Below are 23,744 nucleotides of genomic sequence, written 5' to 3'. Positions count from 1 at the left end.
GAGTTCGCTTAACTATTGATTTCATAACACTCTCCAAAAAAGGTTTGAAAAGTGTCAACGTTATTTAGGACGGGTCATGAGCAATAAAAAAGGCGCCTCGTTGGCGCCTTTTTTGATCTAATACTGCTTTTACTTCGAGTCACGTAGTGCAACAGTTAAGTTAAACACTAAGTTGTCGGCAGTCGAGTCAACATTATCAGCACAGAAGTAACCTTCACGCTCAAACTGATAAGCCTGCTCTGGCTTAGCGTTAACTAGGTTAGCCTCAACAACACCTTGCTTAATCACCAAAGAATCGGCATTTAGTACTTCATCGACCGTTTCAGCCGCAGCGGGGTTGGCATCATTAAACAACTTGTCATAAAGGCGGAACTCGGCAGGCTTAGCCGTAGTGGCCTCTACCCAGTGAATGACGCCTTTCACTTTGCGACCATCTGCCGGATTTTTACCTAAAGTATCGGCATCATAAGTACAATAAATAGTGGTTACATTGCCGTCAGCATCTTTGTCACAGCGCTCTGCCTTAATGACATAAGCATTACGTAAACGCACCTCTTTGCCTTGGACTAAACGCTTATACTTTTTATTGGCTTCTTCTCGGAAATCTGCCGCATCGATAAACAGTTCACGGCCAAAGGCGAGTTCACGTTTCCCCATCTCTTCTAGTGAAGGGTGAACTGGCGCATGTACGATCTCAACTTCCCCTTCAGGATAGTTTTCAATCACCACTCTAACTGGATCAATAACCGCCATCGCACGTGGTGCGTTGTCGTTGAGCTCTTCACGGATGCACGCGTCCAACATACCTACTTCAACCATATTGTCTTGCTTGGTTACACCAATGCGACGACAAAACTCGCGAATAGACGCTGGGGTATAGCCACGACGACGTAAACCTGCAATCGTCGGCATACGCGGATCGTTCCAACCATCAACCAGGCCGCGAACCACAAGGTCGTTCAACTTACGCTTAGACATCAAGGTATATTCGAGATTCAACCGTGAAAACTCGTATTGACGTGTACGGTTAGGCGCTTGAAAATCGTCCAAGTGGTCCAAAATCCAATCGTAAATACGACGGTTATCTTGAAACTCAAGCGTGCACAAAGAATGGCTGATATTCTCTAGCGCATCCGAAATACAATGCGTAAAGTCATACATAGGATAAATGCACCACTTATCACCTGTTTGGTGATGGTGAGCAAAACGGATTCGATAAATAATCGGATCACGCATGCACATGAACGGTGATGCCATATCAACTTTAGCGCGCAAAGAGCATTCACCCTCTTTGAACTCGCCATTACGCATTTTTTCAAATAACGCTAAGTTCTCTTCTACGCTAGTATTGCGGTAAGGGCTATCTTTACCTGGCTCTTTTAGCGTGCCACGATATTCTCTGGTTTGTTCACCATTTAAAAAGCAAACGTAGGCTAAGCCCTTTTTGATCAGCTCAATAGCGTAGCCATGCAGTTGGTCGAAATAGTTAGACGAATAGCAAATATCGCCATCCCAGTTAAATCCTAACCACTTCACATCTTCTTGAATCGAATTGACATAATCAATGTCTTCTTTCTCTGGGTTAGTGTCATCAAATCGCAGATTACATAAACCTTTATAATCTTGCGCTAACCCAAAGTTTAAGCAGATTGATTTAGCATGTCCTATGTGCAAATAGCCATTAGGCTCAGGCGGAAAACGGGTATGCACAGTCGCGTGCTTACCCGATGCGATATCTTCATCGATGATATTACGAATGAAGTTACTAGGACGTACTTCAGTGTCCATATGACTCATGGAATTCCTCATTGCCAACTTTGCTAATCCCTAGGGGCAACTATGCGCCTAAGGCGAAAATAAAGTAAACCTGCATATTCCTACAGATCGCCATCCGATACAACGCTTATCATGCAAAAATCCCCTACAAAATGATAAAAAAAACAAAGCAGCGATATTTCGCTGCTTTGTTGGAGGGTATTCGCTATTTAAACGGAGATTAATTGATCACCCTAACGTTGGGAATAATCAACTCGTCACGTTTCGCTTTGCGTTTAAGCCACAGATAAAATGCAATCAAGGCACCAACAAAGAATCCTATCCAAAGACTTGATTGCACAGGATGTGCGGCAAAAGTAGCTATCTGATAGAACACGGTTGCAGTACCGTAAGCCAATGCAAACGTCCAAGTACCGGCAAATGCAGCCCAGCGCGAACCAAACTCACCCACTAATGCCCCCATTGCTGCAACACATGGGGTGTAAAGTAGTACAAACAGTAAGTAAGCAAACGCAGCGGCTACGCCACCAAAGCCAGCTTGCAGCGCACCGAAGGTTGAGGTGTCAACTTCAAGTTCTGCTGAAGCAGCTTCAACATTTTCAATATCACCCACATCAAGCGATAGCGGATCTTCTGGTGCAATACCGAGTAAGTTTTCAGGGATGGTTACCCACGCTTCAGCAAATGTTTCACTCAGCGGCGCAAGTTCTTCATCATCACCCGCCTCGGCAGCGTACAAACTATTTAGCGTACCCACCACGGCTTCTTTGGCAAAAATACCGGTAATAATACCTACGGTTGCTGGCCAGTTATCCTGCTCTACGCCCATAGGCGCAAACAGTGGTGTCACTTTCTGACTGGCAACACTGAGTACCGATTCAGAGCTATCTTCATGACCAAAGCTTCCATCAACACCAATGGCATTAACAAAGTTAAGCAAGGTAACAACAATAACAATCGTTTTACCGGCGCCCATAATAAAGCTCTTTGTTCGCTTACCGGTACGTGCCATTACTGCCTTAAACTTGGGCTTTTCGTAACTAGGCAGCTCCATCACAACCGCACTACTGGTACCCGGCAAAATAGTACTACGCAATAACAAACCAGTACCGATTGCCGCAAACACACCGATGATGTAAAGCAAGAATACAAGGTTTTGACCTGACTCTGGGAAAAACGCTGCGGCGAACAGCGCATATACAGGTAGGCGCGCCCCGCAAGACATGAATGGCGCCATCATGCCGGTGACGATACGTTCACGCTCACTGCCTAGTGTACGCGTTGCCATAATCGCTGGAACCGAACAACCAAACCCAACAATCATCGGCACGAAAGACTTACCCGGTAAGCCAATACGACGCATTAAACCATCAACCACAAATGCCGCACGCGACATGTAACCAGAACTTTCTAGCACAGATAAGGCTAAAAACAGCGCGGCAATCACGGGAATAAAGGTCGCTACCGTCTGAATACCCTGACCAATACCACCAGCTAAAATAGTGACCAGCCAGTCTGGCGAGCCCATACTCGACATAAGCGCGCCGAAGTGATCAACAAAAATCGCACCGGCTGTGATGTCAAAGAAATCAATAAATGCACTGCCTACGTTAATACTGAACATGAACATCAAATACATGACAAACAAGAAAATAGGTACACCAGCAATCGGGTGTAATATCACCTTATCTAAACGATCACTGACCGTTTCAACATCGCCATTTTCGACCGCGCTGTTGTAAACTTGCTGCACGAAATCAAAACGGGTCGTCGCGACCATAATTTCAATATCTTTGCCTTGTGCAGATAAATGTTCTGTGGCTTGCTTGACCTCATTAAGCAATTGGCCATTTTCACATTTTCCACACCCTAGACCATTGCCTAACATGGCAAGCGCACGGCCACGGCTTAACTGATTATCCCGCTCAAATAAAGCACCGATCGCTTGCTCTATTTCAGTATCATAGTTAAGCACTAAAGCTTCTTCTGACACTTTACCTGCTAATAAGTCCACAAATTGCGACTTAATTTTCTCGATATCATCAGCAACATGGGAACATACAGCAATAACAGGACAACCCAGCTGCGTTGCCATTTTGGCGGTATCGATTTCAATACCATGCTCTTTAGCGGCATCAATTTTATTGACCACGACAACCATCGGGATGCCGAGCTCCCGCAATTGCACCGTTAGATACAAGTGACGCTCAATATTCGTCGCATCAATCAGGTTGATGATGCCATCAATGGGTTGCTCGGCCAGGTACTGCTGCGCAATCTGCTCATCTAACGAGCAGTCGCAACTATTGCCCGCTGGCAATAGATCATAAATACCTGGAAGATCCGTTAACATCACCTCTGAGTCATTCAAAGTGAATTGACCGGTTTTCTTTTCAACCGTTACGCCTGACCAGTTACCGACTTGTTGGTTAGCACCTGTAAGTGCATTAAAGAGCGTTGATTTACCTGCATTAGGGTTACCAACGGTGACGCAATGAAATTGTTTAGACATGGGCGATTTCTACCTCGATCACTTCGGCTAATTCCTGACGCATACATAACTTACTGCCGCGAATCGCGAGCTCCATACCAGAGCCCATTGGTGCTCTGCGGACCATAGTAAAAGAAGTGTTTGGGGTGATGCCCATCGACAACAACTTGCGTTTAACGACCGATGGAAGGTCAATATGACCTACTTGAGAGATTTTCGCGCTATCGCCCGGTTTCAGTTCACTTAATTTCATGATTCCCTTGTGCCTTTGTACAGGCTTATAAAGTTCAGCGTTGCGCCGATTTTAACTAAGCTAAAGCGTGAATAACTTTACCTAGATCAACTTTTACAACTGCAAATAATAATGGTTTTCAATTGTGTTCTATATTGTGTGACATAACTCGCAAACAGTAAAATACTTATTGCAAATGAGTATGATTATCATTTGATATTATTAATTATTTATCTGCAAATGTGATCCAAATCACGTTTTCAGCAATATCCTCTGCCAGAGGTTAAAATCGCAACATAATCGCCACACTTTTTGTACGTATGCATCACAAAAGTCATCTATGATTAGAGATTAGTAATTAAAGCAATTACTAACATAACTATTAATAGCTGCAAAAAGCGCTCAGGACGTGTGACGATGAAAATGGAATCTATCTGGAATAGAGGAGCGGCTATGGCCTGCCTCCTTGTTATCATTTCAATGATCAGCTTAAATGTTTCAGCCGCCCCTTGGGATGACCAAGATCCTAAAGAGGTTGAAGCCATCCTTGATAAGAAATTTGCCGAAGGTAATTACTCCCCCAAAGGTGCTGACTCATGCCTTATGTGTCACCGCCGAAGCGAAACGGTAATGGCACTGTTTGATGGTGTCCATGGAAATCCAGATATCCCCGGCTCGCCCATGGCTGACTTACAATGTGAAGCATGCCATGGTCCACAAGGAAAACATAACCGAGGCGGCAAGGAGCCGATGATCACCTTTGGTGATAATTCCCCGATTCCGACTCAGAAACTCAATAGCGTTTGTATGAGTTGCCATAATGATGATGAGCGCATGGCCTGGAATGGCAATCACCATGACAACGCAGATGTTGCCTGTAGTGACTGTCACCAAGTCCATACCGGTCATGACCCTATCTCAGATAGAGCACAAGAAGTTCAAGTCTGTACTAGTTGTCATACCCAGCAAAAAGCCGATATGCATAAACGCTCTTCTCATCCATTGAAATGGCAACAAATGGTCTGTAGCGATTGTCACAACGCCCACGGCTCCCTTAGTGAAGCCAACTTAAAACAGATGAGCATTAACGAAAATTGTTATAGCTGCCATGCCGAGAAGCGCGGACCCAAATTATGGGAACACGCTCCAGTCGCGGATAATTGTGCCACGTGTCATAACCCACATGGCAGCGTCAATGAGGGCATGTTAATCAGCCGACCACCTCAGTTATGTCAACAATGTCACGCCTCTGACGGTCATGCTTCAAATGCGGTATTTGGCAACTCGCCCAATGCCTTTAACGCCGGTCAAAGCTGTATGAATTGTCATGGCCAAATCCATGGTTCAAACCATCCATCTGGCAAGCTATTTCAGCGATAAGGAGTATCGAAGATGAAGAAAATAAATCTACCTATGTCGCTGAATATGATAGCTGTTGCCATATCAGCGGCAATCGCACCTGCTTATGCCGACGGTTATGGGTTGGCTAGTGCCAATCGTGACAAAGTCAAGCTCGACAAATGGGAATGCAAACGTTGTGTGGTTGCCTCAGGCTTATCCGGCAGTGTTGGCGCTGGCGTGGCTTCCAATGACGGCTCAGATAGCCACTTTGCCAATACCACGGGAACAGATCGTGATGGCGCAACAGGGTTTGTGCAAGCCGATGGCAGTTACACCACTGAAAGTGGGTATCGCACTGACTTTAACGCCGATAAACTGGGCTACGATACCGGCTCAGCATCGGTTTCTACCGGCCGACCAGGACAATATAACATCGCTTTGGGATACCGCGGCCTTGCTAACTATGAGAGCAACCATGCATTAACACCCTATTCGAGCGGACTCACCTTACCAGATAACTGGCAAGCCGGTGCCACCACAGGACAAATGACGCAGCTAGAAGCCAGCTTAAAGCCAGTGGAGCTCAATACTAAGCGTGATAGATTCAACCTGGCGGCCAACTATACTGGCAGTTTTTATAAAGCAGACATTGACTATCAATATGAAAAGCGCTCAGGAAAACGTCGATATAGCGGCAATATCCTGACTAACAGCGCTATGCTCGCGCAGCCGATTGACGATAGCAGTGATACCCTAGGTGCCAAATTATATTTTAATGGCGATGGCTGGTTAGCTGGAATTAACACCCAGATAAACCAGTATAAAAATGATCACCAAGTTATCGCTTGGCAAAATGCATTTAGCCCCACATTTGGCGCCGCTTACTCTGGCCAAAGTGCCGCTTCGCCAGATAATAAGGCCTACCGTATCGCCGGCAATAGCCAATTTCGTTCTGGCAGCAACCAAGTGCTCATGCATGTTGGTTTTAGTCGCTTCACCCAAGACCAACAATATGTTCCGGCCACCATTAACGGCCCAACACCGGACTTGCCACAAACCTCGCTGGACGGCCAAGTTGACTTAATCGAAATGAAGGTCAAATACACCGGCCGAATTACCAACGAATTTAATATCCGTGCTGCATACGATTATCGCGATCGCGACAACAAAACCACTACGGCCAATTATCCACAGGTGGTTACCGACAGTTATTTTAGTGGTTATGCGACCAACCTTGAATATGATCGAACCCGTCAAAAAGCGAATTTAGGCGCAAAATATCGTTTCAGTCGTGCAGTCTATTTAGATGTCGATTATCAGTACGTTCATAACACCTACAGTGATTTAGACCGTCAAAAGCTGCACGAGTCTAGCATTGATGCCAAACTAAATTATCAAATCAACCAGCAGTGGAAACTATGGTTAAAAGCACAAGCTGCTGACCGAAGTGGTGGGGCTTATGTGCCGGTATCAATCACAGATAACCCAAGCCACCCGCTGGCGAGAAAAACCTATTTGGCTGACCGCCAGCAAACTTATTACGCACTGTATGCTAGCTATGCGTCTGAAACTGCATTTTCTGCGACAGCCAATGTCCATGGCGGGCAAGAAGATTATGACGATACCCTCATTGGTCTAACCAAAGTAGACCAAATAGGTTATGACATATCAATGCATTACCAAGTCAATGATGATCTAAGCTTCAATGCCTTCATCAACCAAGACTGGCGTGATAGTGATCAAGCGGGTACCAGTAACTTTGTTGCACCAAACTGGTTTGCCACTATTTCTGATGAATCCACGGTATTTGGTGCAGGTATGGGTTATGCCAACCTATTGGACAAGCAACTTGCACTTGGGTTGGACTATAGCTTTAGTGACGGTAAAAGTGACACAGAAGTCACCCAAGGCTTCGCCAGCCCATATCAAGACTACTATGCCAAGCGACATAATGTTAACGCTTATGCTGACTACCAGTTTTCAGAAAAGTTTGGCGTTCGTTTTGATTGGATATTTGAGCAATATCAAGATGCCGACTGGCAAAATGCAGGCTTAGCTCCCAATGCCATACCCAATGTCCTGACCTTTGGTGATTTAGGTCATGACTATAGCGCGCATTATTTCGGCTTAACGCTGAGCTATCAGCTTTAAAGCGAGGTAAAACAGATGAATTCCAAGGAAGAGAACATGAATGCCATTAATCGTCACAGTATGAGACGTTATCTGCCATGGTGTGTTGCCGCGTTGCTAACCGCCTGTGGTGGCGATGACGGAAAACCGGGCAACCCAGGTGAACCAGGTGGACCGCCAGCAAGTGAAATAGCACAACTTGTGGTAGAGGTTAACGAGGTTCAACTCAACAACAATATCGCCACGATTAACTACCGTGTCACCAATGAAGATGACGAGCCGGTCGTGGGAATACCAAGCAGCACCTATATCGCAAGCCAACTGTTACCTCAAGGCTATACCAATGCGGGTAATAGCAGCCAGTGGCAATATTTTACCTCGGAGTCATGTTCTCCTGACTGCCCAGGTGAGTTCGTTGACCATCGAAATGGCCAGTATAGCTACACCTTCAGTGGCACATTTGATGGCATGAATGATGTCAGTTATATCGCCGGTTCAACACAGCGATTAGTCATTAAAATTGGTGGCGATAACCTGCCAGATGGTACGCCACTACCGATAACTAATCAGCACTATGATTGGCAAGACAATGGCATGGTTGCCTACACTCGCAACATTGTCACCATAGAAACCTGTAATACTTGCCACAATGACTTGGCGTTTCATGGTAGCAAATACAATGAAATCGAAACCTGCGTCACCTGTCACACCGAAGGTAGAGTCAGTAACAACGACAATATCTTCCCGCAAATGGTGCACAGTAAACACCTTCAAGGTTACCCAGGTTCGCTAGCCGACTGTCAAACCTGTCATGCCGAAGATGAAACCCTCACCGAGCATTTAAACTGGGCACGCGTCCCCACAATGGAAGCTTGCGGCTCTTGCCACACCAGTATCGACTTCCCTGCGGGTGAAGGCCACCCTGCACAGGCCGACAATAGTAACTGTGTCGCTTGTCATAATGCCGACTGGACAATGAGCGCCCACAATGACGGTGGTAACGATGAAGCGCTGGCACAATTCAATGCGCAAATAACCCAAGCTTCACTTGCTGGCACCACAGTTAATTTCACTGTTCGCTTAAGCAACCCTCAAACCGGTAGTGTTTACAGCGATAGCGCCGATAAACTCAACTTTATTAGTGATTTGCGGGTATATGCTAACTGGGGTAACAGTTTTGATTATGCTACTCGTTCAGCTAAATCAATTAAACTTAACGAAACAAGTCCTTCATCAGGCAGTAATGGTGAATACAGCTACATGATCACTGACCTAGCCGTTCCTGCTGGTAGTGAGCTAGATACAGGTACATTGGCGATTCAGGGTCGATTGTGTGCGGCCAACGGCCAACTTGGAGACTGTGGCGACGAAAGCTTCTCAACGGTGAATATCAAATCAAGTTATCAGTTCTTTAATGCAGAAATGATCGCAGATATGGGTCGACGCAGCGTCGTCACCAATGAAACCTGTGGTAGCTGTCATGGCGACCAAGCCCTCAACTATCACGGTTCTCGCAATGACTTAGAGCAGCAGTGTCAATTATGTCACAACCCCAACATGGCGGCGGATTCACAAGCAAGTAATCCATCAATTGCCACTGCCGACTACAAACACATGATCCACAGTATTCATAACGGTCAACGTGAGGGATACGAGTCGATTAACTACCCGGGCAACATTGGCAATTGCGCTCAATGTCATGCCGAAACTGACAATGGCGGTCTAACCGCAGCATTGCCTTTATTTGAAGGTGTCCCACCACTGATGTTGGACAATGGTACCTATACCAGTGCAACAACAGCAATATGCAGTGACTGCCACACCAGTGACAGTGCCAAAGGACACATGACCCAGCAAGGTGGTGTGTTTATGGGAACTTTTGAAGACGCCACTGCGGGCACAGAGTCTTGCGCTACGTGTCATGGTCAAGGTTCAAGTGTCGATGTCTTAAAAGTACATCCTATCAACTAAGTGCCGAAGCCTCGAGCTGAGCAACTCGAGGCTTAACTAATAGCTATATAAAGAAATGGAACGCATATTATGGAACGACTAAAAAAAGGGTTAACGCATAGCCTATTGGCCTTGAGCTGCTCTGCACTGCTATTTGGTTGCGGCAGCGATGGTAAAGATGGTGAAGATGGACAAGATGGCGAAGTGGGCTTTTCGGTTTCACAAGCCAATGAGCTCAGATCGTCGATTTCAGCGGTCAATGTCACCGATGGTGTCGTCACGGTTGATTTCAGTGTCGAAAATGCCAACGGCGTCGCCATCACTGATTTTGACACCTACGCCGGTGTCGACACGCTGGGGTTGGGCATTGCCAAGCTAATACCGCAAGAAGGTAAAGGCTACAAAACACCACAATGGGTCAGCTACATCAATCGTATGGTTGAGCCTGTACCAGAAGACATTCCCGCAGGTTATGAAGACATGGCTGGCCCGCAAATTCAGCCTTCAATTGAAAGCAGCTGTAAACAAGAGTGTGTGGAAAAGCTTAGCGCTGGTAGTTACCGCTATACTTTCCAGCTCAACTTAACCGAAGTTGAAGCTGTAGGCGATCTGGATTTAAGCTTCGATGACAGCTTAACCCATCGTGTCAGTATGGAGCTGAGAGCTGATGGTGATATTAACAAATTGGTTAATACCCATTATGACTTCTTACCCTCTTCGGGTGAAATGGTCACTGGTACCGATACACGTACCGTCGAATTTCTAGAAGACTCATGTTTACGCTGTCATAGTGACGATTACGGCCATGCTTGGGCGCCTAAGCTTATCATGCATGGTTCTAAGCGCTTCGCTATCGAGAACTGCCAAGTTTGCCACACCAGTTACGCGGGCGATCCTGAAACCGGTGCGCCGATTGATATGGGTTATATGGTACATAAGATCCACAAAGCAGATTATTTAATGGTGGGTTATGGCGGCAGCGTCCACGACTACGCTAATGTCACCTTCCCCGCTGATATGTACGACTGCCGTACCTGTCACATGGAAGGAGAAACCAGCCCTGCAGATGCCTTTAATTTCAAGCATCATCGTGCGCTTGCTTGTGGTTCATGTCACTCAGACTCAACTGACGCAGGCCAAATCAAAGACGACATGCACGGCAAGTATATTGATGCCGGTGTCGCCTGCGGTACTTGTCATGCTGAACAAGGTGAAGCAGGTGCTGCACATCACATGACTGATGCAGTCGCTAAAGACAATGTGAAAGCTCAATATGCCGCCAGTTTAGTTCCAGGATCAGTATCTTTAGACTCAGGCATGCTTAACTTTAGTGTGCAATTTAGTGATTCCACTGTCACTGGTGAGGTCATGAGCCCTGATGCAGACCCACGTGTTGCTTATAGCAACATCTACTTTGGTTTTGGTAATGACATTGATTTTACCGCTGGCAAACAAAATTATAAGTTAAACGAAATTGCACCTGTTTCTGGTAGCAATGGAACTTATACTTACAGTCAAGCCACCTCTCTCACTCCAGATTTAATGCAATCCGCAACGGCAGTGGTAACCAGCCATTTGTGTGTCGATAGAGATACCTTGGCTTCAGTTGCATGTGGTACGGGTAGCGATGAATCAATTAATCCGTCAGTGATCACCGGAGAGCTCGTTGCCTTTAACCTAAACGGTGATGACAATGTTATGGCAAGACGTCAGCCAGTCAGTAATGAAACTTGCGCAAATTGTCATGATGATAAATTTAAAGGCAAATTCGGTATCGACTTCAAACACGGTGGTAGCTACACCAATTTTGAGGGCGAGTGTCAAATGTGTCACAACCCAACCTATAAAAACAACCAAACGGCTTTAGATCATATTGACTTTAAAGTGCGTATCCACGCTCACCATGCCAATAAACGCTCTAAGCAAAATGGTGACAACCCATCGAAAGTGGTGACCTTCCCCGAGCACTACGGTAACTGTGCAGTTTGCCATGACAAAGGTCAGCTAACGATGGCGGGGTTAGAGGCCATGCCTGCAACACTGACGATTGATAGTGAGGGTAACGAAACGGAAATATCACCAATTGCCGCGACCTGTGTTAGCTGCCATGGTGAAAAAGACTCACTTATCGCCCATATTCGTGCCAACGGTGGCGCAGCAAGTGATAGCCGCGGCACCTATGTGCCAGGTAGCGAGAGCTGCGCAACGTGTCATGCTGAAGGCAAAACCAATGGTGTCGATGCTGTTCACCCGGTTGATTGGTAAGTCTAGGTAAACCAGAAACCGATAAAAGGGAGGCTTAGCCTCCCTTTTTTATTGCTAAAAATGTGACAATCGAACAAACTTCAACCACAGCGTGATAAGCTATCTTTCACAAACTGTTAACCTTGACTTTAGTGCTGTTATCAGTCGGTTAAAAATACCTATTTTGAGATAGTAATGTTTTTTGATCTACATCAGAATAAGCACGAAACTTTCGCCCAATTTTAAGACTGCATTAAGATAACCACTCCCCACTGCAATATCGGCCTACCCCTCATCCCACTCATAACGCTAATTAATTGTTTTTGTTGGTATTAAAATTATTTAACAAGCCCGTACACCAAGATTTTAACTGGTTCACATTAATCCCAGTACAAACAAAGAAAACTGAACAAATTCAGTAGAATCGCGGCAGAAAGCAGCATAGAAGGTAAACATCGCAAATTACCTTCGCTGTTAAAACAAAACACATAAAAATTCTCATGCAGGGGAAAAATGATGAAACGGTATCCAATTAATGCCGCTATGAAAGCCCTTATCGCCGCCAGCGCATTAGCGCTTGTTGGCTGTAATGGCAGCGATGGAAAAGATGGCAACGACGGCGAAAATGGTCCAGTAGGCGTCGATATTCGTCAAGCAACCAGTATTAATGCCACAATCGTACACGCAACGGTTAATGATGGTGTTGCGGCAATCGACTTCCAACTAGAAAATGCCAATGGCGTCGCCATTTATGGTCTAGAGACATTTAACGACATCAACGCTCTCGGTTTTGGTATCGCCAAACTGGATGCACTACAAAAACGCCAACGTCCATTACCTGGCCATGACAGCCCAGATCCTGAAGTTGACCAATATAAAGGGGTAAAATCAACTCAGTGGACAAGCTACATCAATACCGTTAAAGAGCCAGCTCCTATTGCAGATGGCCAAGAATTGCCTGAAGGTTGGGATAAGCACCAAGGTCCGCAAATCCAAGCGAACATTGAAACCAGCTGTAAAACCGAATGTATCGAAGTGCTAGACCATGGCCTATATCGTTACACTTTCTCTAAAGCTCTATCTGAGTACGAGCAAATTGAAGGGCTCAATACCGACTTTGATGGCCACCTGACTCATCGTGTCACCATGGAGCTAAAACCCACTAGTACCGTTAGTAACGCGACCCTAGTCAATACTCACTATGACTTCGTGCCAGCACTTGACCGTGCCGCGACGGCTGATGAAACACGTAACCTAGTTGATTTGCAACAAAGCTGTATTCGTTGTCATAACGACAATTACGAGCACGCTTGGGCACCTAAGCTGTCATTGCACGGCGGTAAACGTATTGAGATTGAGAACTGTGTAGTGTGCCATACCACCTACTCGGGCGATCCAGAAACGGGTGCAACCATTGACTTTGGTTCTATGCTCCACCAAATCCATAAAGGTGACTACTTTATGATTGGCTATGGCGGTAAAGCCCATGACTATAGCGATGCGACCTTCCCTGCTGACGCTAAAGCATGTCAATCTTGTCACATCGAAGGTGAAAGTGCTCCAGCGCAAGCTGATAGCTTCTACTTCCACCGTCAAGAAGCTTGCTTAAGCTGCCATGAGAAGTTTGCTGCACCTGAATGGGATGGCACTGCACGTGGACTATTCCACTCTGAGCAGTTCCCACAATATGTAGAGCGTGATTGTGCAGCCTGCCATGCAGATAGCAGCAATCCGATGGGCGCTGCCAAGTTTCACCTCAATAAAGAGCTGACCATCAAAGCGGCAAAAGACAGCTATCAATTTAGCGTTCAAGGCGGCGTTTACAATGCTGAAAATGACAGCCTAACCTTCATGGTGGAGTTTGAAAGCGACAGCAACAGTGCACCACATGAAGACACTGCCATTAGCGCGCTTAATGTACAAGTGGTTGAAAATCACCATAACGACTTTGCAGATGTATGGAAAATGCCCCGCGGCTCACTCACCGCCACTCACAAGATGATCAACTTAGCAGATGCACAAGCCATTGCTGAAGGCGATATCATTGTAGAAAGCGTAACTGGTGGATTCCAATATACCGTCAATAATCTCGGGGTTGAATTGCCAGCCGGCGCAATGATGAGCCATCTAAATGTGTGTGCTTCTCGTGATACTGAAGCTAAAGTCGATTGTGACCAAGAGCATATTCTTGCCACTGTCACAACAGAAGCAGCGGCATTTGCGGCGATTGACCAATTGCCTCAAGCGCGCTTTAACAGCGCTTCAGAAAAAGCCTGTCAAAGCTGCCATGATGACAGCATCGACCTATCGTTCCATACCAGAACATCATGTGGTTCATGCCACGCACCTGACAGCAAGGAGCAACCATTATCACTTACAGATGGTAGCTGTGTTAGCTGTCATAAAGGGCAAGCGTTACATGCTGTCGCTGATGGCGCATTCAAAGGTAGCCGTGTTGGTCTAACTAATTCACTTGATTACAAAGTGATGATCCACACGCTGCATGCGAATAAGCGTACAAAAGTGAACAGCAATCGTAATGAAACCATTACCTTTACCAAGCACTATGGCGATTGCGCGTCATGTCATGAAAAAGGCCAATTAGCGATGACTGATACCGCAAACTTGCCAGCAGTGCTTAACCAAGGCGAAGGCGGCAGCAGCGACATCCTTGAGTACTCTCCAATTGCAGCAGCCTGTGGTTCATGTCACACCAAGAATGACATTGGTGCTCACGTTGAAGCAAACGGCGGCGTATTTGGTGCACCACTGGGTACTTACATGGGAACTGAAAGCTGTGCGACATGTCACGCAGAAGGTCGCTCTTTCGGCGTCGATAAGGTTCACCCTACCAGTTATTAATACTAATTGAGTAGTTCATAAATAAAAAAGCGGGGCTTGCCCCGCTTTTTTATGAGCCAAACTAACCCCGCAATACCGTTAGCCCTACATTTAGGCTAACTCCTGCCATTTCCCCGATAGCAACCTCCTTTGCCGAAGTAGACTTATAAAGCTGCTACCATGAACGGAATTCACTGGTATCAAATAAAGAGACTGCCCTGTAATCAGTACAATTTTAGACACGTTTACCTATTTAACCCTGCAACCCTAGCAGCAGTTATGCAACCTTTAAAACCTCTCGATTTCACAAGCTGTTCACGACTAACTAAAAGATTAAACCTCAAAAAATTTGATCGATTAGCTAGCTGAATTTTGACTGAATACACACTTAAAATGAGGTCTAGTTTATACCCCTAAAGAAATAGTCGGATCGAGGTCACATATCCACATCAAAACACCTGCTAAAAAGTTGTTGCTTAGTTAGCCTTAAAGATGGAAATAAATTCCACACACTAACTAGTTGTTTTATAAGCGCACAAATGAGAATTACTCGCATATGCGCATAATCTTAAATAAAAACAGCAGTAAGTGATGATTAAAACTATTGCAGGGAATAATCATGATGAAACTTTTTAACTTAAGCGCAGCTTCAAAAGCGCTACTAACAGCTGGGGTGCTTTCATTAGCCATGTCCGGTTGTAGTGGCGACGATGGCAAAGATGGCGAAGATGGCAAACCTGGTCCTGTTGGTTCACCTATTGGTGAAGTCTCTCAAGTCAAAGCTGACATTACTTCAGCAAGCGTGAGTGAAGATGGCTTTTTAACAGTCAACTTTAACTTAAGCGATGCCAATGGCGCTGCAGTATTTGGTCTACAACAAACCGATATCGGCGCAGTATCATTTGGCCGTGTAGGTTCTGAAGATGAAGTGGATACCACTGACATCGAAGGCTCACCACGTGAAGTTTGGTTAAGCTACTTCAATAAAGACAAAGGTGACGGCCACTATACTGGTTCTTCTTATTTCCAAGGTAAAAACTGTGAAGACTGTCTAACCGACAATGGCGACGGTAGCTACACCCTAGTACTAAACAAAGCCATTGATACTTTGGGTAAATACGATTACACCGCTGATGCCACTAGCGGTATCTACCTAGGTGTAAAAGCAGCTAACGACGCTGGCGCTTCACTGATCAATAACAGCTTCTTCTACTGGCAGCCGAGTTCAGACACAACTCAAGACAAGCCTAAAGCAGTTATCGCCAATGAAACTTGCCAATCTTGTCACCGTCCAGGCCAAGATGGCTCGCTTTCTATGCATGGTGGTAAACATGTGACACTTGAGTCTTGTACTTTCTGTCACACTGATTACAACACCTACATGAAAGACATCAAAGATGAAGACGGCAATGTTACCGGCCAAATGCAATATGATGGCTCGATTAAAGCCATGGCCCACGACATCCACAGCCACTCTTTCTATGCTGACAACGGTGTTTACCCACAAATTGCTTCTAACTGCCAAACTTGTCACCAAGCAGACGAAAATGTTCCTATGGCTGACGCTTGGAAAGCTGATTTAGACACAGCAACTTGTATGAGCTGCCACAACAGCCCATATGCTGTACCAAGCTGGCACTGGGATAGCGAAAACGGCCAGATCGCTGAAGGTAAAGAGAACTGCGTTTCTTGCCACAACGATCCAAATGGCGGTCAACGTGGTGCTGAAAACGGTCACTATGTGAAAAATGATAATGCGCAAGCTGCTGCATCTAAAGTGACCTTCAACAGCATGTCTTACGACGCTGATTCTAAAACAGTAACAGCGAACATGACTGTCACTAACGGTGACACCACAGTGACGCTTGCTCAAATCGACCCAAGCCCATACAAATACGGCGGTTACACTAGCGCTATCGTATTCAATGGTGTAGTGAGTGACGACTTTATCGTTAACTACCAAAAAGTAGGTTTTGACAAGTTTACCGAAGCTGCTGACGGCTCTATTGATGTCACATTCAGTGATGGTGAGTTCAAAGTGGCCGAAGTGATGGAAACTGCAGGCGTAACGGTTGCCCTTAGCAGCCAGATCCATATCTGTTTCGATGGCAAAGGCACTGTTGCAGACTGTGAAGTTGACGGCGAAGGTGCGGTAAGCAACTCTGGCCCATATGTTAGCTCTGATACTGCCTACTTTGGTGTTGACGGTACTGTAGTTGATAGCTCTCCACGTGTACAACATGCCGATATGGAAGCATGTCAGCAATGTCACACTACTGCTATCAAGCATCGTTACAGCAACGATATGGACGGTTGTGCAAGCTGCCACAACGGTACCCGTGACAAGAAAGGTACTGGCTCTTCAAACCTAGCTTACATTGCACATAGCAAACACTATGTCTATGACAGCTCAGGCGATCTTTTCTTCAAGAAGACAGAATGTCAAGCATGTCACGGTGAAAACGGCTTCTCGCTAAGCAAAATCACTGCAGACGCAGCACCTGTTGCCTTTGGCGCCAATGATACTGAGCAATTAGTGGTATCACCACAAACTGCCGCTTGTATCAGCTGTCACCAAGCACCATATGGATTAAATGATGCAACGGCATCTCATATCCAATCTATGGGTGGTATTTTGCTACAAGAAGGTGCAGACCTGAATACACTAGGTGTTCCTGCGTCAACTTATGAAACCTTGAATGTTCAAGAGACTTGTTCGACTTGTCACAAAGATGCATCAATTCTAGAAGCACATTCAAACTGGGGCAGCAGCCACTAGTTCGATGCTAAAACATTAACTATCTACTACTAAAAAGGGAGGCATTGCCTCCCTTTTTCATGTTTAACACATCGGTCATCAATCCGCCCTTCTAACTAATCTTAATTCAAGCTTAATAACCTGCGCCTCTCACCGCCAATACCACAATAATTTTGCATAGTTACCAAAAATGTTAACAATATTAGCCTTGAGTAAATCACCACAAAAAAGCCACATTTATTTGATCTAGATTGCGTTTTTTTGCTGCCACCTTATACCTCTTTATAAATAGACAGATCTGAGTCACACAATGGGAGGCAGTTTGCAGATTTCTTGCCCCTATTACGTTAGCCTTTCATTGGGGAATTATATTTCCAGCATTGACTTAAGTTGCACACTAATAATGAAAATCATGTAAATGATAATCGGTCAGGATTCTGCCCAGGCACTTAAGAACATGCCAAACCTATGCAGGGAAAAAATGATGAACGTAGATAACAAAAAATTTAAGCTGCTATTAGCAGCAGGTGCCGTATCAATGGCACTGACCGGTTGTGGTGGCAGTGACGGCAGCGATGGTGAAGATGGCAACCCAGGTGGCCCAGCTGCAGATGCTATCCAAGTACTTAACCTAGAAGTGACTAAAGTCACCTATGACAGCGGTTCACCAACTGTGACTGTAATGGCAACTAACGAAGAAGATCTACCGGTTGTCGGTCTACAAGATCTCGGTATCGTTGGTGCACAACTTACACCACAAGGTGCAACTGGCGCAGGTAATAGCGCCCAGTGGACCCGTAACGCTCGCGTATCAGGTGTTGAAAACTACACCGACAACAAAAACGGTACTTACACTTTCATACTTCAGCCTGAGCCATACAATGCTGACCTAACTCAGCGTTTTAACGTCTATGCAGGCGGTGAAGGCTCTACCTTAGCCGACGGCAAAACCAGCGTACCTCGTCGTGAAATCGTTGCTGATTTCGACGGTAATGGTTACGAAGCGCTTTACACAAAAAATATCGTATCACACCAAACTTGTACTAACTGTCACGCAGAAGGTAAGCCACTTACCACACGCCACAGTAGCTATTACACCCAAGAGACCTGTGCAACCTGTCACAGCAGCTCACTTTCTGAAGAATCACAGTGGAACCACTTAATCCACAATATCCATAACTCAGCTAAGTCTTTCGAAGACAAATATGGCAAAGAGTACAATGGTGAAGCCGCTGAAAAACTGATTCAAAATAACTGTCAGTCTTGTCACGTTGAACCTGCTGAAGGCGATGATAGCCTAACAGAATGGGGCAACTGGTCACGTGTTCCAACCATGGAAACTTGTACTAGCTGTCACACCGGTATCGACTTTAAAGCGGGTCAAGGCCACTCTCAGCAAAATGACAACTCAAACTGTGTTGCTTGTCATAACGCGAGCTGGACTGAAGAGATTCACCTAGGTAAGTTCGTTCAACGCAAAGCTTTCGTTGACCAATATGGTATGCAAGCAACCCTATCTGCCGTTGCAACAGACAGCGGTAGCGATACCACGTTGAGTGTGACAATTACCGATGCAGCAGGCACAGCAATCGATGCAGCGACATTAGTCGAAAGCATTGAGCAGCTTGAAACCATCACTAACGTTGGCCCTAACTTCCCAATCATGGGTTACAACCCAAGCCCAGGAAATGGTGAGCACAAAGTCCTTATCAACTTAGTGAAAGACGGTACTTTAGGCGAAGATGCGCAAATTGTTGACGGTAAGCTTGTTACTGTTATCAAAGATCTACCATATGGCGCTGGCGATACCGACACAGCATTTAGCTTTATCGGTCTGTCTATGTGTAATGACGGTGTAGATGCGATTGCTTGTGGTGAAGGCGTTGAGCACACCAGCTTAAAAGCTGAACTCGCTCACGGTACGTTATCTGGTGAAGCACCAAGCACACGTCACATTGATTCTGTTAACTTTAAAGCTTGTGAAAGCTGCCACGGTACAGAGTGGGATCTGCATGAGAAATACCATGCTGGTTTCGTGATGACTGAGCAGTTAGGCCGCGAAGTTGATGGTGAAATGACTGTCGGTATTGATGGTTGTGTATCTTGTCACACACCTGACGGTACTTACGCTTCTGGTGGCAACTTAGGTGCTATCGAAATGAAGCTTCACAAAACTCACAGCCATGGTGATTACGGTGCAATCGTTAACCTAAACTGTAGTCAATGTCATACCCAGTTCAACACCGACGCATTTAAAGCAAAAGGTGCTCTTGCAACTGACGCTGGCTACACCACACCTATCGCAGCGACTTGTTATTCTTGCCACAGCTACAGCGGTGACAAGTTCAAGCAACACGTTGAAAGCCAAGGTGCGAAAGTGAACGCAAGCTACGAAGAGGCAAACGATGCAGCTCAACTTGAGACTTGCTTCTTCTGCCACAACCCAGCAATCAGCGATCACACTCAGGTGAAGATGTAATTTGCATTAGAAATTAGATTTTGGGGGAGTCGCCTCCCCCTTCATTTTAATGATGCGAATTAGGATGCCGAATATGAAAATCATAAAAAAACTAACTTCCCTACTGCCAGCCGTTTTGGCTACTGCAGTACTTTCACTTGGCTTTGCTCACACAGCAACCGCTGCTAAGTGGGATGAAAAAATGACGCCGGAAGAGGTCGAAGCAACCTTAGACAAGAAGTTTGCTGAAGGTAAATACTCTCCTAAAGGCGCCGACTCATGCTTAATGTGTCACCGTCGCTCAGAAAAAGTCATGGACATCTTCAAGGGTGTGCATGGTTCTATCAACTCAAGCAAAAGCCCAATGGCTGGCTTGCAGTGCGAAGCGTGTCACGGCCCAATGGGCAACCATAACCGTGGTGGTAACGAGCCAGTTATTACCTTTGGTCCAGACTCAACCCTTTCAGCTGAGAAGCAAAACAGTGTTTGTATGAGCTGTCACCAAGATGACAAACGTATGTCTTGGAACGGCGGTCACCATGACAACGCTGACGTTGCTTGTGCTTCATGTCACTCTGTACATACCGACAAAGATCAAGTGTTATCTAAAAACACTGAAATGGAAGTCTGTACAAGTTGTCATACTAAGCAAAAAGCTGACATGAACAAACGCTCTAGTCACCCAATGAAGTGGGCACAAATGGTATGTAGTGATTGCCACAACCCACATGGCACCATGAGTGATTCTGATCTGGTAAAGCCGAGCGTGAATGAAACCTGCTACTCATGTCATGCGGAGAAGCGTGGTCCTAAGCTATGGGAACATGCACCCGTGACTGAGAACTGTGTCACCTGTCACAACCCACATGGTAGCGTTCACGAAGGCATGCTTAACACACGTGCACCTCAGCTATGTCAACAATGTCACGCAAGTGACGGACATGCTAGCAATGCATATCTAGGCAATACAGGTCAAGGATCGACAGTCGGTGGTAACGCCTTCACCGGTGGCCGTAGCTGCTTGAACTGCCACAACCAGATCCATGGTTCTAACCATCCATCTGGCAAGCTATTTCAGCGCTAAGGAGAGAGCAAAATGAAATTTAAACTCAATTTAGTTACCCTAGCGCTCATCGCCAATGCTGGTGTTGCAATCCCAAATGTTGCGATTGCCGAAGGTTATGGTTTGCAAAATGCCAACACTTCAAAAGTTAAATTTGAAAAGTGGGATTGTAAGCGCTGTACCGTAGAAACGGGTGTATCTGGTAGTGTCGGTGTGGGCGTAGGCTACAACGACAGCAATGACATCCGCTCTGCCAATGCTTTTGCTGCAGAAGATGAATTTGCAGGAAAGCTTGATGCCGACGTTAAATATGTTAGCGAAAGCGGCTATCAAGCTAGTATTGAAGCTGACAATTTAGGCATGGAAAATGGCCGATTAGACGTTAACGCGGGTAAAGCGGGTCAATACAATCTAAACCTGAACTATCGTCAAATTGCTACCTATAAAACTGACCAAGCCATGTCACCTTACCAAGGTGTTGGTAGTGATCACCTTACGTTGCCAGATAACTGGCAAACGGCAGGGTCAAGCCAAGACATGACTCAGCTTTATAGCAGCTTAAATCCGCTAGAGTTATCATTGAAGCGTAAACGTGCTGGACTTGGCTTTGAGTATCAAGGTGAAGAGCTGTGGAGCACTTACATCAATTATCAGCGTGAAGATAAAACCGGACTAAAACAAGCGTCTGGCAGCTTCTTCAACCAATCTATGATGCTAGCTGAGCCTGTTGACTATACCACTGATACCATTGAAGCAGGGGTTAAGTTACGAGGCGATAACTGGTTTACCGCGTTGAACTACTCGGGTTCTAGCTTTAAAAACCAATACAGCCAACTGACTTTTGATAATGCGTTTAACCCAACCTTTGGTGCCCAAACTCAAGGCACCATGGCACTAGATCCAGATAATGAAGCTCATACCGTTTCATTAATGGGTCAAGTCACAGCGGGCAAAACCATTATGAGCGGTCGCGTGCATTACGGCCAAATGACTCAAGACCAAGCCTTTGTCACCTCTGGCTATGGTTATGACGTGCCGGCTGATTCACTCGATGGCCGAGTTGATATGAAAGGCGTCAACCTAAAGCTAGTTTCTCGCCTAAACTCGAAAGTTCGTGTTAATGCCAGCTATGACTACAGTGACCGTGACAATAAAACCAATGTTGAAGAGTGGACGCAGATCAGCATCGACTCAACAACAGGTCAAGTTGCTTACAACACGCCATATGACATTACCACGCAGCGCGCTAAGTTAGGTGCAGATTATCGTATTGCCCGTGGCATGCGTCTAGAAGCTGGTTATGATTATCGCCAAGACGAACGTAGCTACCAAGACCGTGAAACCACGGATGAGCACACCCTATGGACCAAGTTCCGTTTAAGCTCATTCGATAAGTGGGATATGTGGATCAAGGGTAGTTATGGTGAGCGCGATGGCTCTGAATACCAAGCCTCAGAGTGGACATCAAGTGAGTCAAATGATCTGCTTCGCAAATACAACCTTGCTGACCGTAAACGCTCAATGGTTGAAGCACGTGTGACCCACACACCGATTGATGCGTTAACCATCGATTTTGGTGCACGTTACGCGTTAGATGACTACAACGAAACTCAAATCGGCCTAACCGAGTCAAAAGATCTGAGTTATGATGTTAGCGCCAGCTACCTCATCAATGACGATATGATGGTAAACGCGTTTTATAACCGTCAGAACATTGAATCTGAGCAAGCGGGTAGCACCAACTTCAGCACCCCTAACTGGTACGGTTTAGTTGAAGATCAAGTCGATGTAATTGGTGCAGGATTTAGTTACAACAACCTAATGGAGAAGAAACTCCGCTTAGGTATCGACTATACCTACTCTGATTCAAACAGTAACACTCAAGTGACACAAGGTATCACGGGTGATTACGGTGACTACTACGCCAAAGCGCACAACATCAATGTGTATGGCCAGTATCAGGCAACTGAAAAAATGGCACTTCGTCTAGATTATAAGATGGAAAAATACCGTGATAATGACGCCGGCAATGACATCGCCCCCGATGGCATCTGGAACGTTGTAGGATTTGGCAGTAACAGCCATGACTACACAGCTCATTTGATCATGCTTAGCATGAGCTACAAGCTGTAACTATTGCCAATCAAAAAAACCCGCTTCGGCGGGTTTTTTATTGGCAGCAATAAGCCTAGTTGCAAACTAATACCAATCGGCATAAGAAAGTGCTCTACTCAGAGCTATTTTTGGCAAACTAGTTCGAGACGAATAACTTAAGTAATAGTGGTTCTATTGGGAAGTTATTCAACGAAGAAGTAGGCAGCCAAAAAAGCGCCCAAAGGGCGAGTTTTAGCACTTCTGATACTGTGTAAACGAACTTGAACGTAGAGTCACTATGCCCTTCATTCGTTGCCTTGTCTCAGAAGCGCTAAACTCTCGCTGAGCGATCACATCTTTATGCCG

General features: G+C 45.7%; 12 protein-coding genes. 9 read left to right on the top strand and 3 right to left on the bottom strand.

From position 1 onward, the window contains the following. Nucleotides 1-129: 129 nt before the first annotated feature. The 3 genes from glnS to ACHUFW_RS02845 form a co-directional block, all read right to left on the bottom strand. Nucleotides 130-1,797: a glutamine--tRNA ligase gene (gene glnS / locus ACHUFW_RS02855; protein ID WP_394200471.1), complete on the bottom strand. Its 1,668-nt coding sequence runs from the start codon at nucleotides 1,795-1,797 to the stop codon at nucleotides 130-132. Nucleotides 1,798-1,996: 199 nt separating this feature from the next. Further along, nucleotides 1,997-4,288 carry a Fe(2+) transporter permease subunit FeoB gene (feoB, locus tag ACHUFW_RS02850; protein WP_394200470.1) on the bottom strand — a complete coding sequence of 764 codons (2,292 nt, stop codon included), beginning with the start codon at nucleotides 4,286-4,288 and terminating at the stop codon, nucleotides 1,997-1,999. Further along, complete coding sequence (locus ACHUFW_RS02845; RefSeq protein ID WP_394200469.1) at nucleotides 4,281-4,520, bottom strand: FeoA family protein; 240 nt, start codon at nucleotides 4,518-4,520, stop codon at nucleotides 4,281-4,283. The genes feoB and ACHUFW_RS02845 overlap by 8 nt, the downstream gene beginning before the upstream one ends. Before the next feature lie 432 nt (nucleotides 4,521-4,952). Here ACHUFW_RS02845 and ACHUFW_RS02840 point away from each other — a divergent pair, with 432 nt between their 5' ends. From ACHUFW_RS02840 to ACHUFW_RS02800, 9 genes are all read left to right on the top strand, one after another. Continuing rightward, on the top strand, nucleotides 4,953-5,879 hold the full coding sequence (locus ACHUFW_RS02840) for a DmsE family decaheme c-type cytochrome (RefSeq protein ID WP_394200468.1): 927 nt from the start codon (nucleotides 4,953-4,955) through the stop codon (nucleotides 5,877-5,879). 12 nt (nucleotides 5,880-5,891) lie between these two features. Further along, complete coding sequence (locus ACHUFW_RS02835) at nucleotides 5,892-7,991, top strand: MtrB/PioB family decaheme-associated outer membrane protein (RefSeq protein ID WP_394200467.1); 2,100 nt, start codon at nucleotides 5,892-5,894, stop codon at nucleotides 7,989-7,991. 36 nt (nucleotides 7,992-8,027) lie between these two features. Further along, a complete protein-coding gene (locus tag ACHUFW_RS02830) occupies nucleotides 8,028-9,941 on the top strand; it encodes an OmcA/MtrC family decaheme c-type cytochrome (RefSeq protein WP_394200495.1) in 1,914 nt (637 codons plus the stop codon). A gap of 69 nt (nucleotides 9,942-10,010) precedes the next feature. Continuing rightward, nucleotides 10,011-12,185 carry an OmcA/MtrC family decaheme c-type cytochrome gene (locus tag ACHUFW_RS02825; RefSeq protein ID WP_394200466.1) on the top strand — a complete coding sequence of 725 codons (2,175 nt, stop codon included), beginning with the start codon at nucleotides 10,011-10,013 and terminating at the stop codon, nucleotides 12,183-12,185. Between the two features lie 492 nt (nucleotides 12,186-12,677). Then, complete coding sequence (locus ACHUFW_RS02820; RefSeq protein ID WP_394200465.1) at nucleotides 12,678-15,026, top strand: OmcA/MtrC family decaheme c-type cytochrome; 2,349 nt, start codon at nucleotides 12,678-12,680, stop codon at nucleotides 15,024-15,026. A gap of 598 nt (nucleotides 15,027-15,624) precedes the next feature. Further along, nucleotides 15,625-17,784 (top strand): OmcA/MtrC family decaheme c-type cytochrome, encoded by a 2,160-nt coding sequence (locus tag ACHUFW_RS02815; RefSeq protein ID WP_394200464.1) that lies wholly within the window; start codon nucleotides 15,625-15,627, stop codon nucleotides 17,782-17,784. A 460-nt stretch (nucleotides 17,785-18,244) separates the two neighbouring features. Next, on the top strand, nucleotides 18,245-20,242 hold the full coding sequence (locus ACHUFW_RS02810) for an OmcA/MtrC family decaheme c-type cytochrome (protein ID WP_394200463.1): 1,998 nt from the start codon (nucleotides 18,245-18,247) through the stop codon (nucleotides 20,240-20,242). A gap of 73 nt (nucleotides 20,243-20,315) precedes the next feature. After that, nucleotides 20,316-21,305 (top strand): DmsE family decaheme c-type cytochrome, encoded by a 990-nt coding sequence (locus ACHUFW_RS02805; RefSeq protein WP_394200462.1) that lies wholly within the window; start codon nucleotides 20,316-20,318, stop codon nucleotides 21,303-21,305. 12 nt (nucleotides 21,306-21,317) lie between these two features. Next, nucleotides 21,318-23,417: an MtrB/PioB family decaheme-associated outer membrane protein gene (locus ACHUFW_RS02800; RefSeq protein WP_394200461.1), complete on the top strand. Its 2,100-nt coding sequence runs from the start codon at nucleotides 21,318-21,320 to the stop codon at nucleotides 23,415-23,417. The last annotated feature ends 327 nt before the right edge of the window (nucleotides 23,418-23,744 follow it).

The organism is Shewanella waksmanii (genome assembly GCF_043643685.1).
In the GTDB taxonomy this organism is placed as follows: Bacteria; Pseudomonadota; Gammaproteobacteria; order Enterobacterales; family Shewanellaceae; genus Shewanella; species Shewanella waksmanii_A.
Note: the sequence above shows the minus strand (reverse complement) of the source record. Positions and strands in the feature narration are given on the sequence as shown.

Bases quoted from the DNA above. Each gene is read 5' to 3' on its own strand.
- glnS (WP_394200471.1), bottom strand. From the start codon at position 1,797: ATGAGTCATATGGACACTGAAGTACGTCCTAGTAACTTCATTCGTAAT.
- feoB (WP_394200470.1), bottom strand. From the start codon at position 4,288: ATGTCTAAACAATTTCATTGCGTCACCGTTGGTAACCCTAATGCAGGT.
- ACHUFW_RS02845 (WP_394200469.1), bottom strand. From the start codon at position 4,520: ATGAAATTAAGTGAACTGAAACCGGGCGATAGCGCGAAAATCTCTCAA.
- ACHUFW_RS02840 (WP_394200468.1), top strand. From the start codon at position 4,953: ATGGCCTGCCTCCTTGTTATCATTTCAATGATCAGCTTAAATGTTTCA.
- ACHUFW_RS02835 (WP_394200467.1), top strand. From the start codon at position 5,892: ATGAAGAAAATAAATCTACCTATGTCGCTGAATATGATAGCTGTTGCC.
- ACHUFW_RS02830 (WP_394200495.1), top strand. From the start codon at position 8,028: ATGAATGCCATTAATCGTCACAGTATGAGACGTTATCTGCCATGGTGT.
- ACHUFW_RS02825 (WP_394200466.1), top strand. From the start codon at position 10,011: ATGGAACGACTAAAAAAAGGGTTAACGCATAGCCTATTGGCCTTGAGC.
- ACHUFW_RS02820 (WP_394200465.1), top strand. From the start codon at position 12,678: ATGATGAAACGGTATCCAATTAATGCCGCTATGAAAGCCCTTATCGCC.
- ACHUFW_RS02815 (WP_394200464.1), top strand. From the start codon at position 15,625: ATGATGAAACTTTTTAACTTAAGCGCAGCTTCAAAAGCGCTACTAACA.
- ACHUFW_RS02810 (WP_394200463.1), top strand. From the start codon at position 18,245: ATGATGAACGTAGATAACAAAAAATTTAAGCTGCTATTAGCAGCAGGT.
- ACHUFW_RS02805 (WP_394200462.1), top strand. From the start codon at position 20,316: ATGAAAATCATAAAAAAACTAACTTCCCTACTGCCAGCCGTTTTGGCT.
- ACHUFW_RS02800 (WP_394200461.1), top strand. From the start codon at position 21,318: ATGAAATTTAAACTCAATTTAGTTACCCTAGCGCTCATCGCCAATGCT.